Source organism: Streptomyces sp. NL15-2K (genome assembly GCF_030551255.1).
In the GTDB taxonomy this organism is placed as follows: Bacteria; Actinomycetota; Actinomycetes; order Streptomycetales; family Streptomycetaceae; genus Streptomyces.
In genome coordinates this window covers 989,310-1,000,565 of record NZ_CP130630.1, presented here as the reverse complement: position 1 = coordinate 1,000,565, position 11,256 = coordinate 989,310, and the positions used below count along the sequence as shown (strand labels likewise).

Annotated in this window: 11 protein-coding genes and 1 pseudogene; 9 read left to right on the top strand and 3 right to left on the bottom strand. The window is 69.9% G+C overall.

All coding sequences use genetic code 11. The features are described 5' to 3' along the window. Nucleotides 1–10 precede the first annotated feature (10 nt). From Q4V64_RS04120 to Q4V64_RS04095, 6 genes are all read left to right on the top strand, one after another. On the top strand, nt 11–949 hold the full coding sequence (locus Q4V64_RS04120; protein WP_124445045.1) for a VOC family protein: 939 nt from the start codon (nt 11–13) through the stop codon (nt 947–949). A gap of 111 nt (nt 950–1,060) precedes the next feature. Further along, entirely contained in the window at nt 1,061–2,020 is a 960-nt protein-coding gene (locus Q4V64_RS04115; RefSeq protein WP_124445044.1) for a fumarylacetoacetate hydrolase family protein, read from the top strand. Continuing rightward, a complete protein-coding gene (locus Q4V64_RS04110; RefSeq protein WP_124445043.1) occupies nt 2,017–2,796 on the top strand; it encodes an SDR family oxidoreductase in 780 nt (259 codons plus the stop codon). Before Q4V64_RS04115 ends, Q4V64_RS04110 begins: the two co-directional genes overlap by 4 nt. A 143-nt stretch (nt 2,797–2,939) precedes the next feature. Next, on the top strand, nt 2,940–3,920 hold the full coding sequence (locus Q4V64_RS04105) for an NAD(P)-binding domain-containing protein (RefSeq protein ID WP_124445042.1): 981 nt from the start codon (nt 2,940–2,942) through the stop codon (nt 3,918–3,920). Further along, nucleotides 3,917–5,446: an NAD-dependent succinate-semialdehyde dehydrogenase gene (locus Q4V64_RS04100; RefSeq protein WP_301184608.1), complete on the top strand. Its 1,530-nt coding sequence runs from the start codon at nt 3,917–3,919 to the stop codon at nt 5,444–5,446. The genes Q4V64_RS04105 and Q4V64_RS04100 overlap by 4 nt, the downstream gene beginning before the upstream one ends. A 24-nt stretch (nt 5,447–5,470) precedes the next feature. After that, entirely contained in the window at nt 5,471–6,490 is a 1,020-nt protein-coding gene (locus Q4V64_RS04095) for a dihydrodipicolinate synthase family protein (protein ID WP_124445041.1), read from the top strand. A 77-nt stretch (nt 6,491–6,567) separates the two neighbouring features. Here Q4V64_RS04095 and Q4V64_RS04090 read toward each other — a convergent pair whose 3' ends face one another. Next, complete coding sequence (locus Q4V64_RS04090) at nt 6,568–7,221, bottom strand: TetR/AcrR family transcriptional regulator (RefSeq protein ID WP_253267457.1); 654 nt, start codon at nt 7,219–7,221, stop codon at nt 6,568–6,570. 198 nt (nt 7,222–7,419) lie between these two features. Between Q4V64_RS04090 and Q4V64_RS04085 the strand changes: the two genes are divergently transcribed. Genes Q4V64_RS04085 through Q4V64_RS04075 form a run of 3 tightly spaced genes read left to right on the top strand, consistent with a single transcriptional unit; the run spans nt 7,420 to nt 9,927 of the window. Next, on the top strand, nt 7,420–8,616 hold the full coding sequence (locus tag Q4V64_RS04085; RefSeq protein WP_253267456.1) for a cytochrome P450: 1,197 nt from the start codon (nt 7,420–7,422) through the stop codon (nt 8,614–8,616). Between the two features lies 1 nt (nt 8,617). Continuing rightward, a complete protein-coding gene (locus tag Q4V64_RS04080; RefSeq protein ID WP_124445039.1) occupies nt 8,618–8,812 on the top strand; it encodes a ferredoxin in 195 nt (64 codons plus the stop codon). Beyond that, a complete protein-coding gene (locus Q4V64_RS04075) occupies nt 8,809–9,927 on the top strand; it encodes an NAD(P)/FAD-dependent oxidoreductase (protein ID WP_124445038.1) in 1,119 nt (372 codons plus the stop codon). The genes Q4V64_RS04080 and Q4V64_RS04075 overlap by 4 nt, the downstream gene beginning before the upstream one ends. Here Q4V64_RS04075 and Q4V64_RS04070 read toward each other — a convergent pair. Continuing rightward, nucleotides 9,867–10,123 (bottom strand): annotated as a pseudogene (locus tag Q4V64_RS04070) (integrase core domain-containing protein); the annotation flags it as partial. The gene Q4V64_RS04075 and the pseudogene Q4V64_RS04070 sit on opposite strands and share 61 nt — an antisense overlap. 118 nt (nt 10,124–10,241) lie before the next feature. Further along, nucleotides 10,242–11,249: a LacI family DNA-binding transcriptional regulator gene (locus tag Q4V64_RS04065; RefSeq protein WP_124445037.1), complete on the bottom strand. Its 1,008-nt coding sequence runs from the start codon at nt 11,247–11,249 to the stop codon at nt 10,242–10,244. Nucleotides 11,250–11,256 lie beyond the last annotated feature (7 nt).

Below are 11,256 nucleotides of genomic sequence, written 5' to 3'. Positions count from 1 at the left end.
GAAACCCATCATGAGTGCACGCCTGCTGACCCACCTCCGCCACGTCGACCTCGCCGTACCCGACTACGACAAACAGCTCGACTTCTACGCCGGCGTCTGGGGCCTGACCAAGGTCGCCGAGGACTCCGGCATCTCCTTCCTGGCCGCCGAGGGCAGCCCGGAGCAGTACGTCGTCCGGCTGCGTCAGGCCGAGGAGAAGCGCCTCGACCTCGTCTCCTACGGCGCCGCGAGCCCGGCCGACGTGGACATCCTCGCCGAGCAACTCCTTGCGGGCGGCGTGCAGTTGATCTCCCAGCCGGGCAAGGTCGACACCCCCGGAGGCGGCTACGGCTTCCGCTTCTTCGACGTCGACGGCCGCACCATCGAGGTCTCCGCGGATGTCGAGGCCCGGCAGCACCGCAAGATCGAGGAGAAGGAGTCGATCCCGGTCAAGCTGTCCCACGTCGTGCTCAACTCCCCTGATCTGAACCGGACTCGGGAGTGGTACGAGCGCCACCTCGGCTTCCGCCTGACCGACACACTCAGCTCGCCGCACATGGGCGAGGTCATGCACTTCATGCGGATCTCCAATCAGCACCACTCGATGGCCGTCGCGCAGGGCCCGCACACCTCCGTACACCACGTCTCCTTCGAGATGCGCGGCATCGACGAGTACATGCGCGGCACCGGACGCCTGCTGCGGGCCGGAGTCCACAAGGTCTGGGGCCCCGGCCGGCACACGGCGGGCGACAACACCTTCACCTACTTCCTCGACCCGCACGGCAACACCGTCGAGTACACGACCGAGCTGGAGATCCTCGACGAGGACACCTGGCACCCGCACGTCTACGACTTCTCCCAGCCCGAGATCGCCGACCAGTGGGGCACGGCCAACCCGATGAACGAACTCGTCGCCAAGGAGTCGTTCAACGACGTCGACCGCGGCGTGTTCGTCGCCCCGCCGGTCTGATCCCCGTCAGTTCCGGGGGCGCGGCACGTCCTGTCCTGCCGTGACCGCCCGCCCCGCGCCCCCGGCGCCTCCCTTCCCGAGAATTCCGTAGTCCCGAGCTTGGAGCCGCACATGCGTTTCGCCGCATACGAGCACCAACACCGGCGCCGGGTCGCCGTAGTCGGCGAGGACGGCCGCCTCCACCCGGTCCCCGGCGAGCGCGCACTCACCGAACTGATCACAACAGGCGCCCTCTCCGAGGCGGGGGCCACGGCCCTCGACACCCCGGCCGGACCGCACGTCTCCCAGGTGCGACTGCTGCCGCCGCTCCGACCGGCCTCCGTACGGGACTTCGTCACCTTCGAGGAGCATGTCGAGGGCGTACGACGCTCGATCGACGGCGCGAGCGGCGTACCGGACGCCTGGTACACCGCGCCGACCTTCTACTTCACCAACCCCCACGCCGTGTTCGGGCCGCACGACGACATTCCCGTACCCCCAGGCTCCCAGGCCTTGGACTTTGAACTCGAAGTCGCCGCCGTCATCGGCCGCGAGGGCCGCGACCTCACCCCCGAGCAGGCCCGTGAGCACATCGTCGGCTACACGGTCTTCAACGACTGGTCGGCGCGCGACCTCCAGTCCGCCGAGATGAAGGTCGGCCTCGGCCCCTGCAAGGGCAAGGACACCGCCACCACTCTCGGGCCGTACCTGGTCACCGCCGACGAACTGGAGCCGTACCGGGACGCGGAGGGCTTTCTGCGGCTGGCCCTGACCGCCGAGGTCAACGGGCAGGTGGTCGGCGAGGACCTGCTGTCCAACATGAGCTGGACCTTCGAGGAGATGGTCGCCTACGCCTCCCGTGGCACCCGGGTCGTGCCGGGTGACGTCCTGGGCTCCGGCACGTGCGGGAACGGCGGCTGCCTCGCCGAACTGTGGGGACGGCGGGGCGAGCGGACTCCGCCGCCGCTCAGGCCCGGCGACACCGTCTCTCTCACCGTCGAGGGCATCGGCACGCTCACCAACACCGTCGTCCCCGGCGCCGATCCCGTGCCACTGCCGGCCGGCCGGCGCCGCAGCCGGGAGCGGCCATGACGGACCCGCGCTCCGGGGGGCACCTCCCGGCCGAAGGCTGGGGGAGGTTGCTGGGCAAGGTGGTCGTGGTCACCGGCGCGGCTCGCGGCCAGGGTGCCGCGGAGGCCGAGGCACTGACCCGCGAGGGCGCCCTGGTGATCGCCACCGATGTGACGGAGGCACCCGGCTGCCGCCGTCTCGACGTCACCGGCGAGCAGGACTGGGCCGATCTCGCCACCGCTCTGAAGGAGACATACGGGCAGGTCCACGGCCTGGTCAACAACGCGGGCATCACCTGGCGGGCCCGGCTCGGCGAGGTCCGCCCCGAGGACTTCGACCGCGTCCACTCCGTCAACGTCACCGGCCCGCTGCTCGGCATGCGGCACCTGGCCCCGCTCATGCCGCCCGGTGCCTCGATCGTCAACGTCGGCTCCTCCGCCGGGCTCACCGCCCACTACCCGGTGGCGTACACCGCCAGCAAGTGGGGCCTGCGCGGGCTGTCCAAGACGGCCGCGCTGGAACTCGGACCGCGCGGAATCCGCGTCAACACGATCCACCCCGGCTACATCGAGACCGAGATGACCGCCTCCGCCGCCCCCGCCTTCCGCGAGGCCAACATCCGAGAGACCCCGCTCGGCCGCACCGGCACCGTCCACGAGGTCACCCCACTGATCGTCTTCCTGTTGTCGGACGAGTCGTCGTTCATCACCGGCGCGGAGATCGCCGTCGACGGCGGACTCACCGCGCACGGCGGGGTCAAGTCCGTCTCGGACGCCCTGCGACCGGAGGCGCCGTGAAGCGGCTGGAGGCATCGGGGTCACCGTCGATGACATCCGCGCCCGCACCGGCGCGCCACTGCACACCGACGCCCCACAGCCGCCTGCTGATCCCCCTCACTCCCTCACCCCCTCACCCCTTCATCCCGCTGGGAGCCACCGAGATGACCGTCTTTCTCACTGACGCCGACGTCAGAGCCGCCTTCGAGTGGGCTGACGCCATCGCGGCACTGCGCAGCGCCTACGCCGCACCGCCTGACGAGACTCGCTTCCCGGCGCGCACGATGGCTCGCGGAGACGGCCTGTGGCTGCGCACGCTCAGTGGCGTGCCCGGCGACGGCGGCCCCATGGGGGCCAAGCTGATCGCCGCCTCGCCTCGGCACCGGCGGGCCTCGTATCTGATCCCGTTGTTCGACCAGGAGAGCATGGAGCTGACGGCGCTCCTGGACGGCCACTCCATCACCGGTTTCCGTACCGCCGCCACCTCGGCGCTCGCCGCCGACCTGCTGGCCCCCGCCGGCCCCCTGCGCGTCGGGGTGATCGGATCCGGCTTCGAGGCGCAGAACCATGTCCGTGCCCTGGCGGCGACGCGCACGCTGTCGTCCGTCACGGTGTTCAGCCCCAACCCCGCCAGCCGCACCCGGTTCACCCGGGAACTCGCCGACCTCGGGCTGCCGCTCGCCACCGCGGAGAGCCCCGAGGCGGCCGTCGCCGATGCCGACCTGGTGGTTTGCGCGGCTCGCTCCCGGGACGAGCGGCCCACCCTGCGGCAGGCTCCGGCCGGCGTCACCATCGTGTCGATCGGGTCCACCCTTCCCGAGCAGCGCGAACTGGCGACCGAGGTGATCGCCCGCGCCGAAGTGATCGTCGCCGACATGGTCGACGAGGTCGCCGAGGACACGGGAGACCTGATCGCGGCGAGGAAGGCTGGCATCGACCTCGCCGGAAAGGTGGTCCCGCTCGCCGACGTCGTCTCCGGTCGCGTGTCCGGCCGGCCGGCGGACGACCCGGACGCGGTAGTGATCTACAAGTCCGTCGGCTCGGCGGCGCAGGACCTCGCGGTCGCCGCGATGTGCACCCGGCGGGCCGCCCAACTGTCCCTGGGCACCGAACTGCCCGTCACCATTTCCCCCGTCTCGAAGTGAGCAAGACCGTGAGCAACGCCGTGAGCAAGACCGTGAGCAACGCCGTACGCAGGGAACTCGACGACCCGTCCCTGCTGAAGACCGCCGCTTACGTCGACGGCACCTGGATCACCACCGACGCCACCCTCGCCGTACACAACCCGTCCACCGGCGACCTGCTGGCCGAAGTGCCGCTGCTCGACCGGGCTCGGACCACCGCGGCGATCGACGCGGCGCACCGCGCGCTGCCGGCCTGGCGAGCGCGCCCGGCCAAGGAGCGGTCGCGGCTCCTGAGGCGTTGGTTCGACCTGGTCACCGAGCACGCGGAGGACCTCGCCCGGCTGATCGTCCTGGAGGAGGGCAAGCCGTACCCGGAGGCCGTCGGCGAGGTCGCGTACGCGGCGTCGTTCCTGGAGTGGTTCGCCGAGGAGGCCAAGCGCATCCGCGGCGACGTCATGGAGGCGCCGGAAGCCTCGCGCAGGATCGTCGTCCTGAAGGAGCCGGTCGGCGTGTGCGCGGCGATCACCCCGTGGAACTTCCCCGCCGCGATGATCACCCGCAAGGCGGGGCCCGCGCTGGCCGCGGGCTGCACGATGGTCCTCAAGCCCGCCGAGCAGACCCCGCTGACCGCCCTGGCGCTCGCCGAACTCGCCGACCGGGCGGGCATCCCGGCGGGCGTGTTCAACGTGGTCACCGGTGATCCGCGCGAGATCGGTCCCGAGCTGACGGGCAACCCACTGGTCCGCAAGATCACCTTCACGGGCTCCACCGAGGTCGGCCGGCTGCTGCTGGCCCAGGCGGCGCGGACGGTGAAGAAGACATCGATGGAGCTGGGCGGCAACGCGCCCGTCCTCGTCTTCGACGACGCCGACCTCGACGAGGCGGTCGAGGGCCTGATCGCCACCAAGTACCGCAACACCGGCCAGGCGTGCATCAGCGCCAACCGCGTCTACGTACAGGACGGGATCCACGACGCGTTCGCGAAGAAGCTCGCCGAGCGGGTCGGCGCCCTCGCCGTCGGCGACGGCTTCGACAAGGGCGTCCAGCAGGGCCCGCTCATCGACGAGGACGCGGTGGCGAAGGTCGAGTCCCACGTCGCCGACGCCGTCGCCCACGGGGCCGTGGTCCTGCACGGCGGCAGGCGCCACGCACGGGGCGGCCTCTTCTACGAGCCGACCGTGCTGACGGGCGTCACCGCCGAGATGGCCGTCACCCGCGAGGAGACCTTCGGCCCGGTGACCCCGTTGGTGCGGTTCACCGACGAGAGCGACGCCGTCCGCATGGCCAACGACACCGAATTCGGCCTCGCCGCCTACCTGTTCGCCAAGGACGCCGAGCGCATCTGGCGCGTCGCCGCCGCCCTGGAGGCGGGCATGGTCGGCATCAACACCGGCCTGATCTCCAACGAGACCGCCCCCTTCGGCGGGGTCAAGCAGTCCGGCATCGGCCGCGAGGGCTCGGTCCACGGCCTCGATGAGTTCCTGGAGCTCAAGTACCTCGCCTGGGAAGGCGCGAAGGCCCCCACCTCCGCCCACGAACCCGCCTGATCACACCGCAAGGAGCACACCACCATGGCCCGCTACACCCGCGCCGAAGCCCGCGACTGGGCACGCGAGAACCTCGTCGGCGTCGTCAACTGCACGATCCCGTCCTTCACGGCCGACCTGAAGGCGATCAACGAGAAGGCGATCCGCCACGACACCCGCCTCGCCATCGAGCACGGCTTCATGGGCACCCTCGGCGTCTCGGAAGTCTCCATCCAGCTCCCCGAGTACCTGGACTTCCTGCGCGTCATCAAGGACGAGGCGGGCGACCGGCTGCTGCTCACCCACCACGCCAGCTGGAACAACCTGGAGCAGAACATCGAGGCCGTGAAGGGCGCGGAGGAGGCGGGCGCCGAGCTGGTGCTGCTGTCGTACCCGCCGAACTTCTACCCCGAGTCCGAGCAGGAGATCTACGACTACACCAAGGCCGTCTGCGACGCGACGAACCTCGGCGTCATGCTCTTCCCGATGTACCTGTGGGGCTTCAGCCCGCGCATCCACCCCTCCGACATCCCCGTACGCCTGATCCGGCGTCTGCTCGACGACTGCCCCAACATCGTCGCCATCAAGGCCGAGGGTGGGTTCCCCAGCATCCAGAGCGTCATCGAGTGCCACCGTCACTTCGGTGACGAGGTCGTCATCTCGATGCCCATCGAGGGCGAGCTGATCCCGCTGTCGCAGATCATGCCGCTGCAGTTCTCGGCCACCAGCGATCACGAGTACTACGGCCCGATGATCCCGCGCGTCTTCCAGCTGCTGCGGGAGGGCAAGTACGACGACGCCGCCGAGATCTACTGGCAGCTCCACCCGGCCCGCAAGATCAAGTCGGGGCTCGCCCCGGCCCTGCACGGCGGCGCGTTCATCAACCGCCAGGCATGGAAGTTCCAGGGCTGGCTCCAGGGCTACAACGGCGGTCCCCTCCGCATGCCCACCCAGCGCATTCACGACGCCCAGATGAACGCCTTGCGCAAGGGCCTCATCGACGCGGGTCTCGAACCGAGCATGGACCCGTTCCGCGAGTTCTTCATCGGCCGCAACCCGGCCTGAGGCGCCGGAGGCGGACGTAGCCTCACCGAGAGAGCGGCGACCCCGACGCGCTCAGGGCAGACGCGCCGCCAGGCGGCTCACTCACCGCCGAACAGGTACCGCACCGCTGTCTGGGTGAGGTGTCGCACGAAGGCGTCGGTGTCGGCGGCGGGAGCGGCGAAGTCCGGGCCGTAGCCGACCCGCATCATGAGAGAGGCGAAGACCGTGCTGAAGCAGAGGCGTACGGCCGTTTCGGGATCGGGGTGTGTGATCTCGTGCGCGGCGCCGAGGACCACGGCGGTGAACCGGTCCGCCATCTGCGCGGTGTAGGCACGGGCCCGGCGGTAGACCTCCGAGTGGGCTCCGCTGAGCAGCACCATTGGTTTTAGGAACGCCGCGTGGCGCTCGAAGATCCCGGCGAATTCGGCGACGGCCTCGACCACCAGCGTGCGCCCGTCGAGGCCGGCCCAGCGCTCCTCGCGGTCGAAGACCTCCTCGTCGGCGCGGATGCGGCTGAGACCGTGCTCGTAGACGGCGAGGAAGAGGGCCTCCTTGCTGGTCGTACGGTCGTAGATGGCCCGTGGTGCGACCTTGGCGCGCTCGCAGACAGCCGCGATGGTGAAAGCCTCGTACCCGCCCTCCTCGATGATCGCGGCACCCGCCTCGAGGATCCGGATCCATGCCTGCCGGGTCCGTTCCTGTCGCGGCGGACGTATCGCGAGCTCGCTGTTCCTGTCCGTGGATGTCACCACGCCATTCTCCCCGTGAATCGCCGGCATCCGGCTTGCCGATACGCCGTGGAAACCTCGCCGCACCCATTGACAGCGTCCCGCCGTGAGCCGGATGCTTCCCGCTAATCGTAGTACGCACTACGGTTTGTTTCCTCCTGGGGTCACGAGAACCACACTCACCGGGCCGCAGGTTCAACAACACTCAAAGGAGAGTCAGCTGTGACGCATGCGACCTTGCCTCTGCCCACCTCCGACGTCGACCTGTTCGCCGACGAGGTGCTGCACGACCCGTACCCGGCTCTCCGCCGGCTCCGGGAAGCGGGCCCCGCGGTACGGCTGACCACCTACGACGCATGGGTCCTGCCCCGCTACGACCACGTCCGCGCGGCCCTGGCCGACCACGAACGGTTCTCGTCCGCGCAGGGAGTGGGATACGAGGACCAGTTCAACGCCCCGATGAAGGGAAGCGTGCTGGCCAGCGACCCGCCGGACCATACCCGGCTTCGGGCGGTGCTGTCCGACAAGCTCGCCCCCAAAGCCCTGGCCAAGCTCCGCACCCGGATCGCCGCCCTCGCGGACGACCTCGTCGCCGACGCCGTGGCCAAGGGTGATTTCGACGCCGTGGCGGATCTTGCCGCGGTGTTCCCCGTGACCGTGGTCGCCGACCTGATCGGACTCACCGAGGAAGCAAGGGGCCCGCTGCTGTCGTTCGCGGACGCGGCGTTCAACACCTTCGGCCCGTTCAACGCCCGCGCCCAGGCATCCCTGCCCTTTGTCGGCCAAATGTTCGAGTATCTGAACACGGTGATGGTGCCGGAGAACCTCCGCCCGGACGGCTGGGCCGCCAGCGTCCACCAGGCCGCGGACCGGGGAGAAATCGAACCGGCCTCCGTGATCCCCCTGTTGTCCGCGTACGTGGTCGCGAGCATGGACACCACCATCAACGGCATCGGCAACACGATCCTCCTCTTCGCCCAGCATCCCGAGGCCTACCAGGAGGTGCGCGCGGAACCGGCACTCCTCCAACCGGCGTTCGAGGAGTCACTGCGGCTGGAGTCCCCCGCACAGGGCTTCTTCCGGCGCACCACCCAGCCGGTGGACATCGAGGGCATCACCATCCCCGCCGACACCAAAGTCCTGCTGTCCTGGGCCTCGGCCAACCGGGACGAACGCAGGTGGGAGCGCCCCGAGGAGTTCCTCGTCCGCCGCAACCCGGTCGACCACGTCGGCTTCGGCTACGGCGTCCACGGCTGCGCCGGCCAGGGGCTGGCCCGTCTGGAGGCGCAGGCCGTACTCGGCGCGCTGGTGCGGCACACGTCGTCGATCGAGCTCGCGGGCGAGCCGGTCCGCAAGCTCAACAACGTGATCAGGGGCCTGGCCTCGCTCCCCGTCACGGTACGCGCGGAAGGGAAGTGAGATGTCGAGGATCGTGGTGGACTTCGACCGTTGCGAGGGCCACGGGCTGTGTGAGCAGACCGCGCCCGACGTGTTCCAGCTCGACGACGAGGGCGAACTGCACCTGACCCACGCGGAGGTGGCCCCGGAGCGCGAGAGCGCCGTCGCCGCCGCAGTACGGGTCTGCCCCGTCGCGGCCCTGAAGGTCCAGCCGTGAAGCGGATCGTCGTGGTCGGCGGGTCCATTGCCGCGCTGACGGCAGCGGAGAGCCTGCGGGCAGAGGGGTTCAACGGACAGGTGACCGTCCTGTCCGACGAGCCTCACCAGCCCTACTCGCGGGTCCCGCTGTCCAAGGGCGTCCTGGCTGGCAGGGAACCCGCGGATTCAGCCCTGCTTGCCCCTCCGGGCGAGGACATCCAGTTCCGCACCGGGGCACGGGCCGTACAACTGGACGTCCGCGGCCGTGCGGTGACGCTGACCGACGGCACGCAGGTACCGTACGACGGGCTGGTCGTCGCCACCGGTGCCCGGGCCCGTCGCCTGACCGGCCGCAACGATCTGGCGCTGCGCACTCTGGATGACGCCGCGGCCCTCGCTTCCCGGCTTGCCGTCGCCCGGAGCGCGATCGTGCTGGGCGGCGGCTTCCTCGGCATGGAGATCGCCACGACCTGCCGCGCCCTGGGCCTGGACGTCACGGTGGTCGACCTCGTCCCACCGTTGCTCAGGCTCCTCGGACCATGGCTGGCCGATCTCGCCGTCGCGGCCGCGCGGGATCACGGCATACGTGTCCGGGTCGCGCCGGACGGCGTCGACGTCCTGGGTGAACACCGAGTGCGCTGTGGTGAGCAGATCTTCGAGGCCGACGTGATCGTGTGCGCGGCCGGAGACCTACCCAACACCGACTGGCTGAAGGACTCCGGCCTGCCCCTGGATGCCGGCGGCGGCCTCGTCGCCGACACGTGCTGCCGCGTCGCGCCGGGCGTGGTCGCCGCCGGGGACGTCGTGTCCCGGCAGGGACGCCGAACTCCGCACTGGACCAACGCAGTCGAGCAAGGCCGGGCGGCCGCGGCCGGCCTGCTGCACGGCGCGTCGGCCCGGCCCTACCGACCGGACCCGTATTTCTGGACCGAGCAGTCCGGACTCGACATCAAGATCAGCGGCGAACTGCCGCTCACCGGGGCCCCCGAAGTCCTAGCCGGCTCGGTGAACGACCGCAGTGCGCTGCTGAGGTGGCGGAATGACGCAGGCACGGCCACAGCCGTCGCTGTCAATCACCGCCTCCCCGTGATCAAACTAAAGCGGCTCGGCGCGGGAGTGCCCGCCGCCGCGTAGTGGTTGGTTTCGTGCTCGTGGGGCGGGATGTCGCCGATCGCGGTGTGGAGGCGCTGGTTGTTGAACCAATCGACCCATTCCGCGGTGCCGAGTTCGACGTCGGCGAGCCGTGCCAGGGCTTGCGGGGTTTGAGCAGCTTCGTTTTGTAGAGGCCGATCTGGGACTCCATGAGCGCGTTGTCCAGGGCGTCACCGATCAAGAGCCGTTACTCGCAAGCCAGCGGCAGGACGCATGACCGAGAACGTCCCGAGACCGAGCAGCGACAGCCCGCTTACTCCGGCCACCGACGAGGCGCCGGAGTGAGCCGGCCGGGCTCAGCCGCCCGTCGACTCCCGGATCACCACGGAGAAGTGGCTGATGAACTCCTCGTGGTCCGCCCCGGGCTCGGTCTGCTCGATCCGCCCGGCCAGCAGGTCGACTGCTCGCCGCGCCATGATGTCGTGGTCCGGATCGATGGTGGACAGCGAGGGGACGAGGAACTCGCTCTCCTCGACGTCGTCGAAGCCGATCACCTTCACCTGCTCCGGCACTCGTACCCCGGCGTCGGCCAGACCACGCAGCACGCCCATGGCCACGGTGTCGGTCACGCAGAACACGCCGTCGAAGTCGAGCCCGCTCGCGACCATCTCCCGGGCGCATCGCGCACCCGCGCGCATGGTGAGCGTCTCCATGCTCTGCACGAGGTCGGGGCCCAGAGGCAGGCCGGCGCCCCGCAGCGCCTTCTGGTAGCCCGTGAAGCGGAGGCTGGACACGTCGATGTCCTCGCCCACCGGTCCGCGCAGCATCGCGATACGGCGGCAGCCCCGTTCGATCAGGTGGCGGGTGGCCGCTTGTGACGCGTCGACATTGGGCATGGCGACGTGGTCTACGGGGCCTCCGAAGATCTTCTCGCCGAGGATGACCACCGGGTAGTCCACCTTGAGCCGTTCGACGTCGGCCGGCCCCATGCCGACGGTGCTGAGGATGAGCCCGTCGTAGAGCCGGTTGCGCGACTGGGACAGCGCGTCCAGTTCGTTCTCCCGTGAGGCACCGGTCTGCTCGATGCACACCCGGAGGCTGTACCGCTCGGCCGCGGCGATGATGGCGACGGCCAGCCGGCCGTAGTAGGGGCTGTTCACGGTGGGGACGGCGAGACCGATGGTGCCGGTTCGGCCCTTGCGCAGATTGCGGGCCGCCACGTTGACGCGGTAGTCGAGCCGGGCCATCGCGTCGAGGACCTTTTCCCGCGTCGCCTTGCGTACATTGGGATGGTCATTGATGACGTTCGAGACGGTCATGGCCGAGACTCCGGCCGCTATCGCCACGTCCTGGATCGTTGCCACGTTCGCC